We start from the raw sequence: 18887 nt of genomic DNA on the forward strand, positions 1-18887 counted from the left end.
TTGCATTGAAGCGGTCGAAAGCGGGTGCGGCCCGTGACGACGCGCTTGCCGTCGTTTCCCTATAATCGAAGGTCCTTCCCTCGCAGAGGGATTGTGCGCTTCACCATAGGAGCAACACGATGGATTATGTGAAACTCGGCCGCACCGGCCTCGATGTATCGCGTCTCTGTCTCGGCTGTATGAGTTATGGCGTGCCCTCGCGCGGCACGCATGCCTGGACGCTCGACGACGAAGCCGCGCGCCCTTTCATCAAGCAGGCGCTCGATTACGGCATCAACTTCTTCGACACGGCCAACGTCTATTCGGACGGCACCAGCGAGGAAATCGTCGGCCGTGCGCTGAAGGACTTTGCGAAGCGCGATGAAATCGTGCTCGCCACCAAGGTCAATAGCCGCATGCATGCGGGGCCGAACGGCGCGGGGCTGTCGCGCAAGGCGATCATGGCGGAGATCGATCATAGCCTGCGGCGTCTCGGTACCGACTATGTCGACCTGTATCAGATCCATCGCTGGGACTACGGCACGCCGATCGAGGAAACGATGGAAGCGTTGCACGATGTCGTGAAGGCCGGCAAGGCGCGCTATATCGGCGCGTCGTCGATGTACGCATGGCAGTTCGCCAAGGCGCTGCAGGTGGCCGAGCGCCACGGCTGGACGCGCTTCGTGACGATGCAGAACTACGTGAATCTGCTGTATCGCGAGGAAGAGCGCGAAATGCTGCCCCTGTGCGAAAGCGAAGGCATCGGCGTGATTCCGTGGAGTCCGCTGGCACGCGGACGGTTGACGCGCGACTGGGACACCGAAAGCGCGCGCTCGGAAACCGATGAATTCGGCCGCACGCTGTACGCTCATACGCAGGAAGCGGACCGGCGTATCGTCGAGCGCGTCAGCGAGATTGCGAAAGAACGCGGCGTGCCGCGCGCGCAGGTCGCGCTAGCGTGGGTGCTGCAAAAGAAGCCGATTACCGCGCCCATTGTCGGCGCGACCAAGCTGCATCATCTCGACGATGCGGTCGCCGCGGTGTCGTTGAATCTCAGTGACGAAGAGATTCGCCGGCTCGAAGAACTGTATGTGCCGCACGCGGTGGCGGGGTTCAAATAAGCAACGGCATGCGTCCTCGCATCCAGTCAGGACAGGCGGAATGACGCGCGATTGCAGCGCACGTCGTTTCGCCCCATCTCTCCTTGTCTCGCCCCCAGCGTTCAAGGTCCCAGTTCATGCGCGCGCTGCCGTTCGGCTTGCGTCGGAAATAACTTCACCCGCAACGCCTGAAGCTGCGCGTTGCGCTGCGAGGCGTCGAGACTGGCATCGCCAACGATCTTTCGAGCGTCGTTCTGATAGCTCGAATAGCGCTCGGCCCAATGCTGTCCTTCCCGGCTACGCTCGCTGAAGCTCGTCACCGTTTTTTGCAGTAGTCCGAGCAGGTATTGGATGTGCTGCTCTTCGTCGTGGCTGTTTCGCCAATGAGGAACCGGATAACGCGGTTGCTCCCCGGCGGCGGCTATCCCGTCCTGATCGGCCGTGCGTTGCCGCCATTCGTCGATGGCCTGCGTCAATTGCGAATCGTCGTTCTGATACCACGCCTGCACGACCTGGTCGCCCAGCATCCGTTGCCGCAACTGGTCGCGCTGCTGACGCCACGTCACGATACGGTTGATGTCGACGTTCGATGCACTCAGGTTCTGCGCACTCAGGTTCTGCGCGGCGAGCAGATCGTCGTGCGCTTTCATATAGGCCACGTAATGCTCGGCGATTTGCACCGCTTGCTCCGAAGCAGGAGGACTCAGCCGGGTTCTCAGATACAACTCCAGTTGCTCCGCACGGTCGTCGGCCGTCTGTTCGAGAAGGTAGAAGTCGACCAGGTCACGCAATGCGTCGTTGACGATCAGATCGTGGCTGTCCGTCATCGCCAGACCGTTGGCGAGGCTCGAATCCCCGGGCCAGATGCGCAACGAGGTATCGGCATCGGCTGCGGGCGCGAGGACTGAAGCCGCGGCAGCCCGGTTGTTCTGACTATCCGCGACGACGTTCGTTGCTGCCGCCGTTGCTGGCGCCGCATGCCGGAAATACAGCACGCCGCTCGACAGACCCAGCGCCGCCGCGCAGATCACGCTAACAGGTCCCAGCCATTTTTCCGGCATGCCTATCCTTGACGACGATCGCTTGAGAGAGCGATGCGGATGAGCCGATGACGCGCCTCTCCGCACCGCTAGCCGCAACGCTACTCCGCCGTTAGAACGAGCAGCTCGGCACGCTGCCGCTCAGCGTGAAGCTCGACGTGGTCACACCCGTGCCGGATGGCGTGACGTTCGAGTTATACAGACCGACGTTCGCGTACTGGTCGCCGCTTTGCGCGGTCGCATCGAGGCTGACGTTGGCCAGATACGCCGTCACCGGAAAGCTCGAACTGCGTCCATCGATCTTCGTATAGGCACCCGATAGCGACGCCGTCGAGTAAGCGCCATTGACGATGATGTTGGACAACGTCGGCGTGCCGCCGGTACTGCAACTGCTGTAGTTGGTATCCGTCACGATCAGATGCTTCGCGTTGGTGATGCAGGTATTGACGTAGCTGACCTGCTGCACCGTCAGCGAACACGGATCGGCCTTCACGTTGATCGCGTTCGCGTCGGTCGAGGCCGTGCCGCTCAGATCGTTGCCGTACACGTAGTTGTTCTTGAACAGCACGTTCGACACGGTGTTCTTCGCGATGCTGCCGACCGACAAACCATGCGTACCGTGCAGCTTCGTGTTCGATACGGTGACGTTCGACAGGTTGCCCGAGTTCGTCTTGACCGCGACACCATCGTCGCCGGCTTCGATGTCCGAGTTGGTCACCGTCGCATTGGTCAGGCTGTCGATGTCGATCCCGTCGGCATTGGCCCGCGTGGCCGGCGTGCGAATCGACACGTTCCATGCGGTGAAGCCGCTGCCGCCTTCGACGTAGAGATTCGGATGGGCCGCCTGAGACAGCGTCACGTTATAGACGACGAAGTTCGTGATATTGCTCGCCTGCACGAGCCGCGGCGTGCCGCTGATGATATCGCCGCGGCCGTCGACGGTGCCCGGCCCCATCAACGACGCATTCGTGCCCGAGAACGACAGCAGGTTCGCGTTGCCCGAGTAGCTATTGTTGCCATACAACGTGACGCCCGAATTGACCACGATGCCGGCGCCGCTGATCGTCAGACTGTCGGTATAGAACGCGTTGTTCGATCCCGAAGACGCCAGCACGACGCTGCCGCCCGTACCGGCGCAGCTGTTCAAGGCCGCTTGCAGGCGGCTCGTGTCGTCGGTGGTCGGCGGCGATGCGCGTTGAGAACTCGTGAATTGCGCGGTGAGCGTGGTGCAAACGGTGGGATAAGCTGGCTGCGTCACGGTTCGGCTATCGCCGGTCGCCAGTGTTTGCGCATGAGCGGCAATGGCAAACAGACAGGAACATGTAAGTACAACGGAAGAAAAGGCGCGACTGATTTTTTTCATCGACATCTCCGATGTGACGCACGTTTTTATGGGAGCCTGAGACGGAAATTGGATAGGTGGCCTGACTACTGTGTAGTCGTATGACCAATTCCCGGACGAATACTAGGTTCCGGGCTCAGGCCTGTCAAGCAAACGGGATGTCGATAGGAGCGGCGCAATCGGCGTGGTGCGATGCGCCGGTTCAGCGAGTCGTTGCGGGCAAAGACAATCTGCATGCAACGAGCATTGAAACAGTGAGAAGGAAAACGCCGGGCGGCAGAACGCGCTGCCGTTATGAATGGAAGACGTTCTTAATTACGCGGCACATCCGGTTCGAAGAACACCCAGCGCACCTGCGGGAACGTGGCCTGGAGATCGGCCTCGATGATGTTGATCGCATCGACCATCGCGCGGCCGCTCGCGTAGTCGATCATTTCCGCCTGCACCGCCACCACCACATGACGTCCCCACTGTAGCGTGATCATGTTCATGATGCTGCGAATCTCGGGACGCGCGCGCAGATGCGCGTCGATGGCGCCGCGCACTTCCGGGCTCGCCGATTCGCCGACGATCATCGACTTCACTTCACGCGCGACGAGCCACGCGATCGTCATCAGCAGCAGACCGACCCCGACCGAGCCGAGCGCGTCGTACACGGGGTCACCGGTCAGCATCGTCGATAGCACCGCGACGAAGGCGATCGCGAGACCGAACAGCGCGGCGATATCTTCGCCGGCCACGACCAGCAGATCCGATTCGCGCGTCTCGCGAAACCAGCGCCACAGATTCTTATCCGGATGCGTCTTGCGAATCTCCTTGACCGCGCCCCACAACGATAGCGCTTCGAGCACCACCGATACCCCGAGCACCGCCAACGCGACGAACGCATACTGCAACGGCTCGCGCGCAATCAGTCGATGCACGCCCTCATACACCGAAAACGCACCGCCGACGAAAAACAGCAGCAGCGCCACCAGCAACGAATAGAAGTTGATTTCGCGGCCGCTGCCCATTGGATGCAAAGGGCTCACCGGCTTGCGCGCTTCGCGCAGTCCGAATAGCAGCAGCAGTTGATTGCCGCAGTCGGCGGTGGAGTGAATTGCTTCGGCGAACATCGAACCGGAGCCAGTGAACGCCGCCGCGGCGAACTTGCAGACGGCGATGCCGAGGTTGGCGGCGAGTGCGTAGAAAATGGCTTTCGGCGATTCTTCTGTCATCTGCGGGCGGGCGTCCGTGAGTGGTCCGGATATTGGCCGGGTATTGGCTGGTTACCGTTGGGTATTGCACGATCGAAGCTCTCGGCAAGTACCCGGTATTATGGATGACAACCACACACCAGGTCGCGGGAATCGGACCTGATGTGTCGTCGTGCCGCCACTTCCCCAGGCGTCCTCTACGCCATTCGCGCCGCTCACGCCCTCTCTAGCGCCGCCATCTCCCGCACCACCACCAGCAGCACCGAAAGACTCGCGCCGCCGGTCGCGCGCAGATCGGTCAGCAGACGCGTATAGCGCTCGAGCTGCGCCGCGCGTTTCTCGCGCCACGTTTGCACCAGCGAATCGGGCGTCGACGAATCGGTCGCGCCGGCCAAGGCGCTGGTGGTCAGCGCGCGCTTGAGCCGCGCGAGTTCGGCCAGTGCCGACGCGCGCGCGAGCATGTCCCAATGCGTCGGCGCCGGCAGCGACGCGGCGCGCTCGCTGATCCAGCTGTAGTTCAGCAGCGTGCCGAGCGCGAAGTAGACGCCCGCGACCTGTTCGAGATTGCGCCCGCAGGTCGACGCGACTTCGGCGATATCGAGCAGCGCGGCCGACACCTCGCCGCTCGCGATACGCACCGCGAGATCGCTATCGACACCCGCATCGACGAACACCCGTTGCCGCTCCGACAACGCTTCGAGATCGGCGGCGGGCAATAGCGCCGGCCATTGCGGCGCGAGACGCTGCGCGGCATCGCGACAGCGCGCGAGCAGGCCGGTCACGTCGCCGTTGGCCGCGCCGGTTTGCAGATGCCGCAGGAACCACAGCGCCGAGCGTTCGACGAGCCGCGCGACCTCCACGAACATGCGTGCCTGCACGTCGTCGGCGACACGGTTGTCCAGCGCGTCGATACTGCGCCAGATCTGATCGAGATCGAACACGTCGCGCGCCATGATGCACGCGCGCACGATGTCGCCGGGCTGGGCATCGGTCTCCTCCATCAGCCGATGCACGAACTCGCAGCCGACGCGATTCACGAGCGCGTTGGTCAGATACGTCGCGAGGATTTCACGGCGCAGCGGATGGCGCTGCATCGGCTCGCGGAAACGCTGCCGCAGAGGTTTCGGGAAGTACACGATCAACATGTCGCTGACGAGCGGGTCTTCCGGCATCGACGATTCGAGCAGCGCGTCATACAGCCACATCTTGCTGTACGCGAGCAGCACCGCGCGTTCCGGTGTCGTGAGACCCTGCTTCGCGGCCGCGCGCTCGGCGACGTCTTCGTCGGTGGGCAGAAACTCGATCACGCGATTGAGCCGCCCTGCTTTCTCCAGATAGCGCATCAAACGCGTTTCGGCATCGAGCAGCTCGACGCCGAAGCGGCCCGCGATCGACAAAGCCTGAGTCTGATAGTAGTTGTCCGTCAGCACGAGCAGACCGACTTCATCGGTCATTTCGGCAAGCAACGCATTGCGCTGCTTCTCCGTCATCTCACCATCGGCGACGACGAGGCCCAGCAGAATCTTGATGTTGACTTCGTGATCCGAGCAATCGACACCGGCCGAGTTATCGATGGCATCGGTATTGATGCGGCCGCCGCGCTGCGCGAACTCGATGCGCCCGAGTTGCGTCAAGCCGAGATTGCCGCCCTCGGCCACGACCTTGCAGCGCAGCTCCGCGCCGTTCACGCGGATCGCGTCGTTCGCGCGATCGCCCGCCTGCTGATTGGTTTCGCGACTCGCCTTCACGTAGGTGCCGATGCCGCCGTTATAAAGCAGATCGACCGGCGCCTGCAGAATCACCCGCATCAGCTCGGCCGGCGACAGCGCCGCCGCGCTGATGCCGAGCGCTGTCTGCACCGCCGCGGACAGTGGAATCGTCTTCGCGCTGCGCGGGAACACGCCGCCGCCTGCCGAGATCAGCGACGGATCGTAATCGGCCCAGCTCGAACGGTCGAGCATGAAAAGCCGCGAGCGCTCCGCCATGCTCGCGGCGGGATCCGGATTCGGATCGAGAAAGATATGCCGGTGATCGAACGCGGCGAGCAGCTTGATATGCGGCGACAACAGCATGCCGTTGCCGAACACGTCGCCCGACATGTCGCCGACACCGACCACCGTGAAGTCCTGGCTCTGCGTGTCGACGCCCATTTCGCGGAAGTGCCGCTTGACCGACTCCCATGCGCCGCGCGCGGTGATGCCCATTTTCTTGTGGTCGTAGCCGACCGAGCCGCCCGACGCGAACGCGTCGTCGAGCCAGAAACCGTATTCCTGCGAGATCGCGTTCGCGTAGTCGGAGAACGTGGCCGTGCCCTTGTCGGCGGCGACGACCAGATACGGGTCGTCGGGGTCGTGGCGCACCACGTCCGGCGGCGGCACGATGTCGGTGCCCGCGAGGTTGTCGGTGACGTCGAGCAAGCCGCGCAGGAAGGTCTGATAGCACGCGACGCCTTCGCGCATCCACGCATCGCGCTCGCTCTGCGGCGGCGGATTCTTGACGACGAAGCCACCCTTCGAGCCGACCGGCACGATCACGACGTTCTTCACCATCTGCGCCTTCATCAGCCCGAGCACTTCTGTGCGGAAGTCCTCGCGCCGATCCGACCAGCGCAGGCCGCCCCGCGCGACGCGCCCGCCTCGCAGATGCACGCCCTCGACGCGCGGCGAATAGACCCAGATCTCGAACATCGGTTTCGGCTCGGGCAAGCCGGGCACCTGCGCGGGATCGAACTTGAACGACAGATACGGCTTCGGTTGCCCCTGAGCGTCATAGCGGTAGTAGTTGGTGCGCTTGGTCGCCTTGATCACGCCGAGGAACTGCCGCAGGATGCGGTCTTCGTCGAGATTCGGCACCTGGTCGAGCGCACTGTCGATCGTTTCCAGGCAAGCGTTGACGCGCGCCTCGCGCACGGCGCCGAGCGCCGGATCGAAACGCGCGACGAACAGCTCGACGAGCATGCGCGCGATCGCCGGATTGCCGGTCACCGCGCGTTCGATATACGCGTCGCTGAAGGTCGAACCGACCTGCCGCAAGTACTTCGCATACGCGCGCAGAATCGTCACCTCGCGCGCATTGAGCTGCGCGCGCAGCACGAGGCGGTTGAAGTCGTCGCTTTCGATCGTGCCGGTCCACACCTGCTCGAACGCCTGTTCGAACAGATCTTTCACGCGCTCGATGTCGAACTCGGCATCGTCCGCGAGCTCGAGGCCGAAGTCGTGGATCCACGCGGGCGTCGCGCCGATTGCTTCGATCAGATAAGGCCGCTCTTCGTCGACACGCACGCCCAGATGTTCGAGCATCGGCAAGCTGCGCGACAGCGCGATCGGCAAGCCCGCGCGATACACCTTGAAGCGGAACGCGCGCGGCCCCGATTCGATCGGCCGGTACAGGTTCATGGCGAGCCGCTCGCTGCCCTGCACGCGCTCGATCAGTTCGATATCGCGCACCGCCGTGCGCGCCGGGTAGTCGTCGCGATAGCCAGCCGGAAACGAAGCGCCGTAATGTTGCAGCAAACGGTTGCCCTGCTCTTCGCCATAGGCGTCGAGCAACGCGTCGGCAAGATCGTCTTGCCAGCGGCGCGTGACCTGCACGAGGCGCGCTTCGAGCTCGCGCGTGTCGACGTCCGGCATCCCACCGGGTTTGGCATGGACAACGAAGTGAATTCGCGCGAGCGTCGACTCCGACAGCAGCGGTGTGAATTCGACGTTCTCGCCATTGAATGCGTCAGCGAGCAGGTTTGCGGTACGTTGCCGCATATCGGTGTTGTACTTGTCGCGCGACACGAACACGAGGCACGACACGAAGCGGTCGAAGCGATCGCGCCGCACGAACAGCCGCGTGCGCTGGTGCTCCTGCAAGCGCAGCACGCCGAGCGCGGTGTCGTACAGCTGGTCCTCGTCGGCCTGGAACAATTCGTCGCGCGGATAGGTTTCGAGCACCGTCACCAGCGACTTCGCCAGGTGGCCTTTCGGCAGGAAGCCCGCCCGTCTGACGATATTCGCGCATTTGCGCCGCACGATCGGAATCTCCGCGGCCGACACGAAATAAGCGGTCGACGTATACAAGCCGATGAAGCGCCGTTCGCCCGTTATCTTGCCATCCGGGCCGCTCAGCTTGATGCCGACATAGTCGAGGTAGCCCGGCCGGTGCACCGTGGCGCGCGAATTGGCCTTGGTCAGAAAGATCGGCAACGACCCGGAGATGATCTCCGTGGCCGCCGGCGGCAATGGCGTGACTTCGGCCGCGCTGCCCGGCTGCTGCGCATCGCGCAGAATGCCGAGACTGGAGCCCGTCACCGCCCGCAAACCGTAGCCGCCGCCGTGCTGCACCAGTTCGTAATCACGCTGGCCGAGGAAGGTGAAATGATCGGCGACCATCCATTCGACGAACGCGCGCGCTTCGACGCCCTCGGGCCCGGTCTCGCGCACTTTCATATCCTGAATCGTCTGCTTCGCGCGCTCGATGATCTTCGGCCAATCCTCGACCGCCGCGCGCACGTCGCCGAGCACGCGCGCGATGTCGTCGCGCAACGCGTCGAGTTTTGCGGCATCGCCACAACGATCGACTTCGAAATGGATGCACGAGGTCAGATGCGAGCCGGTATCGCCCGCCTCTTCGGCGCCCTGGCTCACGCGCGCGATGCTGCCGTCCGGCGCGCGCCAGATCCGGAACACCGGGTGCACGACCGAATGCAGCGCGAGCCCGTGCCGGTTGACCGTCATCGACACCGAGTCGACGAGGAACGGCATGTCGTCGTTGGCGATCTCGACGACCGTGTGATCGGAATGCCAGCCGTGCTGTTCGAGGATCGGGTTATACACCCGTAGCCGCTGCTGGCCCGGCACGAAGCGCTGCACGGTCTGCCAGTGGGCGAGCGCCGCGCCGTACAGATCGGCGATCGAGCGGCTTTGCAGATCGCCGGCGTCGCCGAAATCGTAGTAGTGCCGCAGGAAGGGTTCGACGATATTGAAGGTCGGTTCCGGCAACCGCCCCCGCGCAAATTCGACGACATCGTTCAGCAGGTGCGTGACGGCTTCTTCGTTCTTTGCTTGCATGATCGACTCCCCTGGCTGGCGGCAATGGTGAGTATCGCGTGATTCGCAGGCAACGTCTGAGTTCGAATTATGCGCCTGCCGTGCGCGATGCGGCCGATTCGCGCAGTCAGGTAATACCCGCTGACGAATCGTCGAAGCGTCGCAACAACTCCGCCGAACGAGGTTGCGTCGCTGCGGCGCGGCAACGCCGTCCGCGGTTCAACGAGCGGGTTTTGCCGGCGCCGGTGCCGGTGCCCTTGCTGCTGCATCCCTGTCTTCGGCGCGTTGCGTGAGCCACGCGTGAATCTGCGCGGCGGTCCACGCCGGATCGTCGTGCGGCAGATCGTGACCGGCCCACGGATGCTCGCGATGCGGCACGCCCCACGCCGCCGCCAGCTTCGCCGAGCAGACCGGGTTGACGAGCCCATCGGCTCGCGAAGACAGAAGCAGCATCGCGCAGCCCGGCGCGGCGGCCGCCGCGCGAAAACGTGCGGCAGCCCACAATTGCCGCAGCGCATTCGCGCGGCTCACCGGCGCGCTGTGGCGGATCGCGGTCCACGCGGCGAGATCCGCACCCAGGCTGTCGACGTTGTTGCATGTCAGGCGATGGATACCGCTTTCCGCATCGGCCGCATCGCCCCAATGCGCGGCGACGCCGAGCAGACCCGGCCACGCCGAGGGCCGCAGCCGCTCGTGTGCGCGGCTGAATGGCCGCATGCTCGTATTGATCAGCACGAGACGTCCGATTTCGCCGGGATGACGCTGGGCCCAACTGGTCGCGACCATGCCGCCGAGTGACATCGCGATCACGTTGTAGGGGCCCGGCACGCCGGTTTGCAGTGCAGCGCGCCGCACGAAGGCGACCATGCCCGCGACGCTTGCGGGTGCGCGCCGCTGCACGAACTCGCCGTTGCCCGGCAGATCGAGCAGCAGCAAACGCACGCCCGTCGCGCTCGTCGCAGTTGCCGTTGTGATTGCTTCGCGCAAACACCCGGCCGGGTTTTGACCCAGGGTTTCGCGCAACGCCGCCGGCAAGCGCCCCCAATGCCGTGTTTCGCGCGTGAGTCCGCGCAGCAGGATCCACGTGCTCATACGCTATCCGGCCTGTACCAGTGGTCGAGCGCGCGCTGCAGCAACTGCTCGCGACGATTGCCTTGCGGCAGCCAGCGCTGCGACGAAAACGCCGCGCGCGCGAGGAAGTCGAACAGGTTCGCATGGCGCCGCAGCACGCGCGCGGTGCGATGCTCCATCACCGGATTGAACATGCCCTGCCGTGAAAACAATTGGCGCGGATTCTTCTTGATCCACAGCCACGAGCCGAGCTCGAGCGTCATCGGCAGGAAGATGTTCGGCACCGGCGTGCGGTCATATGCGTAGTCCCACAGATCGCCGTGCAGCAGGTACTGATGGCTTTGCGGCTCGAACGTGTAGCCGTGATGCGGATGCGCGTGTTCGAACATGCTTTTCAACACGTACATTTCCGGCAGATGCGGCATCTGGCTGCGGGTTCGCGCGTACGGAAACCAGATGCTGTCGCTCCAGCCGTAGCCGGAATGGCAATCGAGCGCGATGCTGAGCGGCCGCGCGGCGAGTTGCGTTGCGACCACTTGCAGCAATGCCGCCGCCTCGGGCTCCATCGGCTCGCCCTCGCGGCCGCGATACCACGGCAGCCACGCGCCGACGCGCTGGCCGCCCGCAAGCAGCGGCACCCGCGCGTCGGCGTTCTGCGGCGCGTTGCGCATCAGATCGACACCGCGCGGATTCGCGCGCGTCGATGCCCACATGCCGCCGGGATTCGCGATCGGTAGAAAGATCAGCCGGACGGACTGCAATTGCCGCACCAGCAATTCGTCCCATTCGAGCCGCGCGAGCAGCGCGCGCATATAGTCGAGCACAAGTTGCGAGCCGATTCGCTCGAGCCCATGAATGCCGCCGAAAAACCCAATGGCCGGCGCGAGCGGATCGGATGAACCGATGCTCGCGGTGTAGACGGAAAAGTGCCGGCCGCGTACCTCGGTTTCGCAAACCGCGCGGATTTCGAAGCTCGCCCTGCCTTGGTCGAGTATCGACTTGAGATCTTCATATTCGGCAAAACTGTCCGGAAGAAAGCTCAAAGGAGTCGGCATGACGGCGTGACCGGAGTGTCGGGATTATTAATGGCGGCCGGAAAAGACGCACTATAGCCTGGCTGTGTGTCAGCACGCGCGAGCGCGCACGTGTGCAGGCGAATCGCGTCATCCGTATGTCATTTTTCGTTCAAGTTACTGACTTCGCGCTGACTTCGTTTTGCCATCCTGACGACACATGACACAGCGGAAAATTCGCACTCAAAGATGTAGTCGTCTAGACGTTGCGATGCCTTCACTCAACCGTCACAGTCGCTTCCTAGAATGAGCCCCACACATGCCGGCAGTGTCCGGATGCAGCGAGGAAACACAGATGGAAGCGATCCGTGAAGCTATTCGAATCGAACGTTTGAGCAAGACGTTTGGTAACGGCCGCAAAGCGCTCGACGAGATCGATCTGCGCGTCGCGCCCGGTGAGATGGTTGCGCTGATCGGCGCATCAGGCTCGGGAAAATCGACGTTGCTACGGCATATCGCGGGTTTTACCGCGTCCGACGCGCAGCCGTCGCAGATCGAGATTCTCGGCCGGCCGATCCAGCAGAACGGCCGCATCGTGCGTGAAGTGCGCAGCATTCGCCGCGACATCGGCTTCGTGTTCCAGCAGTTCAACCTGGTGAACCGGCGGTCGGTCGAAACCAACGTGCTGATCGGCGCGCTCGCGCGCCTGCCGTGGCGGCGCCGTCTGTGCGGCCGCTTCCCGCGTGCGGAACGCGCACTGTCGCTGGCTGCGCTACACGAGGTCGGTATCGGCGAACATGCGCGCGAGCGCGCCGCGAACCTGTCGGGCGGTCAGCAGCAACGCGCCGCGCTCGCACGAGCGCTCGTGCAGCGTGCGCAGATCGTGCTCGCCGACGAACCGATCGCGTCGCTCGATCCCGAGTCGTCGCGCCGCGTGATGGACATGCTGCAAGCGCTGAACGTCGAGCATCGGATCACGGTGCTGGTGTCGCTGCATCAGGTCGACATCGCAATGAAGTACTGCCCGCGCACGGTCGCGCTGCGTCGCGGCAAGGTGGTGTACGACGGCCCTTCGAGTGCGCTGACAGCAGCGCTGCTGAAAAAACTCTACGGCGACGACGCGCGCGAACTGCTCGACGACGCGACGCACGGCGCAGACCACGCTCACGATGCGCCCGACGCGGCCAACTCCGCCACCGCGCCGGCACGTCCGGACACCGGCCCCGCCGCCGCGCGCCACGCGTTCGCGCTAAGCGCCGCGCCGTCGAACTGAACCGCGCGCGCTATCGCGCGCTCCTGATTCTCTCCGTCCACCAAACCGGATCTCAACCGATGAAATTCCTGCGCTCCCTGATCACGCTCGCGGCCGGCGCTGCCGCTTTCGCCTGCGTCGCCGCGGCCCACGCCGAGGACATCAACCTCGGCATCATCTCGACCGATTCGTCGGCGGTGCTCAAGCAACGCTGGGAACCGCTGATCGACGACATGAAGAAACAGACCGGCCTGGACGTGAAGGCATTCTTCGCGACCGACTACGCCGGCATCATCGAAGGCATGCGCTTCAACAAGGTGCAGGTCGGCTATTTCGGCAACGCGTCGGCGATCGAAGCCGTCGATCGTTCGGGTGGCGAAGTATTCGCGAAAGCGCAGCACGCGAACGGCGACAGCGGCTACTACTCGCTGCTGATCACCAACGTAAACAGCCGCTTCAAGACGCTCGACGACGTGTTCAAGGACCCCAGGAGCGTGACGCTCGGCTTCGGCGATCCGAACTCGACGTCGGGCACGCTGGTGCCGGGCTACTACCTGTTCGCGAAGCACAACACGCCGGTCAATACGTCGTTCCGGAGCGTGCTGCCGTCGAGCCATGAGGCGAATCTGCTGGCCGTCGTCAACAACAAGATCGATATCGCGACCAACAACAGCATGATGATGGAGACGCTCAAGCGCGAGCACCCGGACAAGTTCGCGCAGGTGCGCGTGCTGTGGACCTCGCCGCTGATTCCGTCGGATCCGCTCGTGTGGCGCAAGGATCTGCCGCAAGCGACCAAGGACAAGCTGCGCAAGTTCTTCCTGAACTACGCGAAAACCGATCCGCACGAAAAAGCGGTGATGGCCGGCATCACCGAGTACAGCGGCTTCGAGGCATCGTCGGATCAACAACTGCTGCCGATTCGCGAGATCGTGCTGTTCCAGCAGAAGCAGAAGATCAAGAGCGATACGCATCTGTCCGATAGCGACCGCAAGACGCAATTGGCCGCGCTCGACGCGAAGCTGAGCGCGCTCAGCAACGCACAGTCGAAGCAATGAACACGGCCGATCTGATCACGTCGCCGGCGCACGCGAGCGAAGCGGCACGGGCCGAGCAGGCGAAACAGCAAGCCGGCAAGCGCAGCTGGCGCTCGCTGCTCGGCTGGATCGCGGTGCTCGCCGTACTCGGCGGCGCGTGGCACGGCGCCGACATGCGTCCGCTCGATCTGCTCAGCGACTCCGCGAACATGGGTCAGTTCGCGAAAGACTTCTTCCCGCCCGACTTCACCGAGTGGCGCAGCTACGTGCACGAGATGTACGTGACGCTCGCGGTCGCGATCTGGGGCACCGCGCTCTCGCTCGTCTGCGCGGTGCCGTTTGGTCTGATGTCCGCGCACAATCTCGCGCCGCAGTGGGTCGTGCAACCGGTGCGGCGTCTGATGGACGCATGCCGCGCGATCAATGAAATGGTGTTCGCGATGCTGTTCATCGTCGCGGTCGGGCTCGGTCCGTTCGCCGGCGTGCTCGCGCTGTGGGTGCATACGACGGGCGTGCTCGCCAAGCTGTTCGCCGAAGCGGTCGAGGCGATCGATCCGCGCCCGGCCGAAGGGGTGCGCGCGACCGGCGCGACGCGTCTCGACGAAATCGTCTATGCGGTGCTGCCGCAAGTGCTGCCGCTGTGGATCTCGTTCGCGCTGTACCGCTTCGAGTCGAACGTGCGCTCGGCGATGGTGGTCGGGATGGTCGGCGCGGGCGGCATCGGCGTCGTGCTGTACGAAGCGATCCGCTCGTTCAACTATGCTCAGACGGCCGCCGTGATGATCATGGTGATCGTCGTCGTGACGGTGATCGATCTCGGCTCGGCCTGGTTGCGTGAGCGGGTGATTTGAGGACGACGCACGGCGCGCCGGGCACGAACCCCGGCCGAAGTCAGGACGGCCAGCACGGGCGAAGCGCACTGCCGCTCCGCCCGTTTCTTTTTGGCGGCGATCAGCGGCACGACGGCAACACTTCTTGCGAGCCGCCAAACGCCGCGTTCTTTCACGCAAAAGCCCTTCGCTTTAGTCATCCACTCCCCATTCCGGCGTTCTGCTGGAATAATCACCGGCTTGCGACCGCCTTACGGTCTCCCCTTGCCCCCTTGGTCCAATCCCGTTGTCGATGGAACCCTTTGTCGTCCTGCTGGTGTTGTTCTCCGCGCTGCTTCACGCGACCTGGAACGCGTTTCTGCATCTGTCCGAAGACCGCGTCTGGCTGCTCGGCATGATGGCGATGCCGTATATCACGGTCAGCGCGATCGGTGTGCTGGCGCTGCCGCTGCCGGCGCCGGCGGCGTGGCCGTATATCGTTGCGTCGGCGGTGCTCGAATGGGGCTATCTGCTCGCGCTGATTCGCGCGTACAAGAGCGGCGATTTCGGCCAGATCTATCCGATCGCGCGCGGTCTTTCGCCGATGCTCGTGTTCGTCGGCGCGCTCGTGTTCGCGGACGAAGTGCTGAAGCCGCTCGCCGCGCTCGGCGTCGCGCTGGTGTCGTGCGGCATCGTCTCGCTCGCGTTCCGGCGCGGCATGCGCTTTTCCGGCGAGAGCGTGCCGTTCGCGCTGCTGACGGGTCTGTTCATCGCGACGTACTCGGTCGTCGACGGCGTCGGCGCGCGCGTCGCGGGCAATGGCCTGAGCTACATCATGTGGGTGTATCTGATCTGGAACATCCCGCAGTTCATGCTTGCATGGCATTGGCGCGGCGGCGCGAAGGGGCTGTTCATCGGCCGCGCGCTGGTGGTAAAGGGCATCGCGTCGGGTGTGCTCGCGCTCGGCGCGTATTGCCTGATCATCGAGGCGTACCGCTATCTGCCGATCGCGATGGTGTCCGCGTTGCGCGAGCTGAGCTCGATCTTCGCGGTGCTGATCGGCTGCATCTTCCTGCGCGAGAAGCTCACCGCGCGACGCATCGTGGCGTGTTTGCTCGTGACGCTCGGGGCGGTGTTGATACGGATTTGATGGCTTGCGGCGACGAGCGCTGAAGCATGCGGCAGCAACAACGCGCCGCATGCTTCATGCGTCAAACAGAGCGCGACGCGATCAAGCCGTCGCGCGCGGCATCAGAACCGATGCCGAATCCCCGCTTGCACCAGCGCTTGCGACTGACCACTCGAAGCGTTCGTCGTATAGATCTGCGCAAACGCACCCGGCCCGCTCGCGCGCTGACAGATGCCGGTGAGGAACAGATCGGTGCGCTTCGACAGCAGGTAGTCGGTCGCGAGCGTCACCCGGTTGTAGTGCGGCGAGCGGCCACCCGAATAATCGCCGGCCGTATACACGTACGACACGCCGATCTGGAGCGTCGGCGTAAAGCGCTTCCACACACCGATTTCGCCGTTCTGCAAGCGCAATCCCGTCGAATCCGAGTAGTTGAACAGCACGTTCGAATAGCTGACCAGCACGTTGACGAAGCCGAAATCGTAGGTCTCTCCGGTACCGATGATGCGCTGCTGGTCGGTATCCGCGCCAGTCGGGCTCACGACGAACGGTGAGCCGAAACCCCAGCCGGCGCTATCCACTGCGCCGTTCGTCAGGTTCGACGGCGTCGCGTTGCTGCACCGGTTGAACTGCGTGAACGCCACACCGGCCTTCAACGCGCCCTTCGCATACACAGCGCTGCCGGTGAAGCCGTTGTTGTTGGAGAACTGCGTCGAGTTCGAGAACGCGTAGCTGCCTGCGAACGTGAGCCCCGAGAACGTCGGCGACACGTAGCGCACCGAGTTGTTGAAGCGGTTCGTGAAGAACATGTTGTCGTTGTCGCCGATATGCGCGCCGAAACCCGCGAAGAGATTGGCGGACTCGGCCCACCACAGGCTGTTGGTCATTTCCTCGTATTGATGGCCCATGGTCACCGTATCGTAGCGTTGATTGCTCAGGCCGACGAACGCCTGCCGTCCGAACATGCCGCCGACCGATCCAGTCGCCGCTCGATGCGCTGCTCACGTTGCGCAAGCAGTACGACCTGACACCGGACAACGTGCGCAGCATCGTCGTAAGGATTCCGACCGATGCGGAGGGGATCGTCGGCGACAGTGCGATGCCCAATGTCAATTGCCAGCGCCTGGTGGCGCTGGCGCCCGTGAAGGGTGCGGTGTCGTTCGCCGACAGTCATGACCTCGCGTTGCTGCACGATCCGCGCATCGTCGCGCAACGCGCGAAGATCACGGTGACGCCCGACGCCGCGCTGATGGACCCGGCCGCGCCGCGCGGCGCGATCGTCGAAGTCACGCTCAACGACGGACGCAAGCTCGAACATTTCACGAAGTATCCGCCTGGCACCAAAGAAAACCCGCTGAATACCGAGGCCGTCAGCGCCAAGGCGCGCGACCTGATGGCGCCGGTCCTCGGTACGGGCAAAACCGAGCAATTGATTGCGCGGATCAACGGGCTCGAGGCGCTGGACGATGTCCGGGAGTTACGTGTGTTGTATACGCTGTAATCAACGCGAGTAATTCACCACCGGCACGGAATACGAAGTCGGCGCGAAATTAGTACGGCCACTGCGCTGCGACGAACCATTCGCCGGCGCACCGTAGCCGCTATTCTGCGCAGCCTGGTTTTGCGCCGCGACCTTTGCTTCGGCCGCCTGGATATTGGCCGGATAGTCCAGCGGATTCGCGGTGGACGGATCGTAACCGGCCTGTTCGAGCTGAATCAGTTCGGCGCGCACCTGCGCGCGCGAGATCGGCTGACTGGTCTGATTCGACTGCGCAAACACCGCGAGCGGCGTGGCAATGAGAGCGGCGATAACCCCTGCTTCGATCAGCGACCTGATGGACTTCATGATTTCCAACCTCCAGACATGGCTTCGTGCGATTGCCGCGGAGACTCGTGCGACCGATGAGCCATCCGCAGCGGTGAGGCCAGTTTAGGAGCGGGTCAGGCCGCGCAGTAAGCCCTGAACCATGAATTCACTATTGCTGTAACGACCACAATTCTCGGCCGCCACGTTCCGGCGCAGCCTCGTCGCGATGAACTACACTGATGACGCCAAACGAAGCGCCGCAGCCATCGCATTCGATCGAGGAGATAGACGCTCATGTCGCATCCCGTTGCCCTGCCGTGTTACCGCGACAGCGTGCGCGCCGAATGGGTCGATTACAACGGCCACATGCGCGACGCGTTCTACCTGCTGATCTTCAGTCTCGCCGTCGACGGGCTGATCGATCTGATCGGCCTGACCGAGGCGGTGCGCAAACAGCGGCATCGATCGATCTACACGCTCGAAGCGCATCTCAACTATCTGCATGAAATCAAACTAGGCACGCAGGTTCGCGTCGACATGCGCATGCTCGGCTACGACGCGAAACGTATGCATGTCTACTTCGAAATGTTCGCGCTGGCCCCGACGCAAAGCGAACGTATCGGCCCCGTGGCCGCGGGCGAGCAGATGCTGCTGCACGTCGATACCAGCGGACCGCGCGGCGTCGCTTTCGATCCCGACGTCAAAGCGCGCGTGCAAGAACTTGCGCAAGCTCATGCGGCATTGCCGCCGGCGCGTTTCGCGGGGCGTGTGATCGCTTTGCCGTGCGCAGCGCAACCGCAAACGCCACCCGAACGGAGTGACCGTGCTTGAGCCGGAAATCGCCGCTACTGGGAAACAGGCGGGACGACCCGCTACGCGACGACGCGCGCGTGTTCGTCGAACGGATTTGCGAGGCTGACGGAGATACCCGGCTGCTGATCGGCACGGGGCTCGTATATGGAAGCTGGGGTGCGCTTGAAACTAGCCCCGGCGTGCGGGCGATGCACAGGGCTGTATGCGATTTTCTTCGCGAACAGACTCACCGTTAGCGCGGCGATACGAACCGCCGCGCCCCGCCG

14 protein-coding genes and 2 pseudogenes are annotated in these 18887 nt (G+C 63.7%); 8 read left to right on the top strand and 8 right to left on the bottom strand.

The features are described from left to right. Positions 1-119 precede the first annotated feature (119 nt). Entirely contained in the window at positions 120-1100 is a 981-nt protein-coding gene (locus tag EVC45_RS06010; protein ID WP_129957116.1) for an aldo/keto reductase, read from the top strand. 101 nt (positions 1101-1201) lie between these two features. Here the strand turns inward: EVC45_RS06010 and EVC45_RS46140 are convergent, their stop codons facing one another. The 6 genes from EVC45_RS46140 to EVC45_RS06040 all read right to left on the bottom strand — a co-directional run bounded on the left by EVC45_RS46140 (position 1202) and on the right by EVC45_RS06040 (position 11816). Continuing rightward, on the bottom strand, positions 1202-2140 hold the full coding sequence (locus tag EVC45_RS46140) for a hypothetical protein (RefSeq protein ID WP_211193375.1): 939 nt from the start codon (positions 2138-2140) through the stop codon (positions 1202-1204). A gap of 91 nt (positions 2141-2231) precedes the next feature. Next, complete coding sequence (locus EVC45_RS06020) at positions 2232-3482, bottom strand: glycosyl hydrolase family 28 protein (RefSeq protein ID WP_129957117.1); 1251 nt, start codon at positions 3480-3482, stop codon at positions 2232-2234. A 290-nt stretch (positions 3483-3772) separates the two neighbouring features. Next, positions 3773-4678, bottom strand: coding sequence for a cation diffusion facilitator family transporter (locus tag EVC45_RS06025; protein ID WP_129957118.1), 906 nt, complete (start codon positions 4676-4678; stop codon positions 3773-3775). Between the two features lie 194 nt (positions 4679-4872). Next, positions 4873-9711 carry an NAD-glutamate dehydrogenase gene (locus EVC45_RS06030; protein WP_129957119.1) on the bottom strand — a complete coding sequence of 1613 codons (4839 nt, stop codon included), beginning with the start codon at positions 9709-9711 and terminating at the stop codon, positions 4873-4875. 198 nt (positions 9712-9909) lie between these two features. Next, positions 9910-10782 carry an alpha/beta fold hydrolase gene (locus tag EVC45_RS06035; protein WP_129957120.1) on the bottom strand — a complete coding sequence of 291 codons (873 nt, stop codon included), beginning with the start codon at positions 10780-10782 and terminating at the stop codon, positions 9910-9912. Beyond that, positions 10779-11816 (bottom strand): M14 family zinc carboxypeptidase, encoded by a 1038-nt coding sequence (locus tag EVC45_RS06040; protein ID WP_129957121.1) that lies wholly within the window; start codon positions 11814-11816, stop codon positions 10779-10781. Before EVC45_RS06040 ends, EVC45_RS06035 begins: the two co-directional genes overlap by 4 nt. A gap of 313 nt (positions 11817-12129) precedes the next feature. Between EVC45_RS06040 and phnC the strand changes: the two genes are divergently transcribed. From phnC to EVC45_RS06060, 4 genes are all read left to right on the top strand, one after another. After that, positions 12130-13047, top strand: a complete 918-nt coding sequence (gene phnC, locus EVC45_RS06045; RefSeq protein ID WP_129957122.1) for a phosphonate ABC transporter ATP-binding protein — start codon at positions 12130-12132, stop codon at positions 13045-13047. Between the two features lie 59 nt (positions 13048-13106). Further along, positions 13107-14084 (top strand): phosphonate ABC transporter substrate-binding protein, encoded by a 978-nt coding sequence (gene phnD, locus EVC45_RS06050; protein WP_129957123.1) that lies wholly within the window; start codon positions 13107-13109, stop codon positions 14082-14084. Next, positions 14081-14914 carry a phosphonate ABC transporter, permease protein PhnE gene (gene phnE / locus EVC45_RS06055; protein WP_168991417.1) on the top strand — a complete coding sequence of 278 codons (834 nt, stop codon included), beginning with the start codon at positions 14081-14083 and terminating at the stop codon, positions 14912-14914. Before phnD ends, phnE begins: the two co-directional genes overlap by 4 nt. A 271-nt stretch (positions 14915-15185) precedes the next feature. Further along, the gene (locus tag EVC45_RS06060; protein ID WP_129957124.1) at positions 15186-16022 is read left to right on the top strand and encodes a DMT family transporter; all 837 of its coding nucleotides are present in this window, start codon (positions 15186-15188) and stop codon (positions 16020-16022) included. Between the two features lie 101 nt (positions 16023-16123). Here the strand turns inward: EVC45_RS06060 and EVC45_RS06065 are convergent. After that, positions 16124-16978: pseudogene (locus tag EVC45_RS06065) on the bottom strand (porin); the annotation flags it as partial. Positions 16979-17007: 29 nt separating this feature from the next. On the opposite strand from EVC45_RS06065, the gene EVC45_RS06070 reads away from it, so the two are divergent. Continuing rightward, on the top strand, positions 17008-17502 hold the full coding sequence (locus EVC45_RS06070) for a hypothetical protein (RefSeq protein ID WP_248295039.1): 495 nt from the start codon (positions 17008-17010) through the stop codon (positions 17500-17502). Here the strand turns inward: EVC45_RS06070 and EVC45_RS06075 are convergent, their stop codons facing one another. Beyond that, on the bottom strand, positions 17503-17847 hold the full coding sequence (locus EVC45_RS06075; protein ID WP_129957127.1) for a DUF4148 domain-containing protein: 345 nt from the start codon (positions 17845-17847) through the stop codon (positions 17503-17505). It abuts the gene before it with no gap. A 255-nt stretch (positions 17848-18102) separates the two neighbouring features. Between EVC45_RS06075 and EVC45_RS06080 the strand changes: the two genes are divergently transcribed. Continuing rightward, a complete protein-coding gene (locus tag EVC45_RS06080) occupies positions 18103-18639 on the top strand; it encodes a thioesterase family protein (protein ID WP_129957128.1) in 537 nt (178 codons plus the stop codon). A gap of 35 nt (positions 18640-18674) precedes the next feature. Then, positions 18675-18857, top strand: a pseudogene (locus EVC45_RS46575) (alpha/beta hydrolase); the annotation flags it as partial. Positions 18858-18887 lie beyond the last annotated feature (30 nt).

This window comes from Paraburkholderia sp. UYCP14C (assembly GCF_004197395.1).
Lineage (GTDB): Bacteria > Pseudomonadota > Gammaproteobacteria > Burkholderiales > Burkholderiaceae > Paraburkholderia.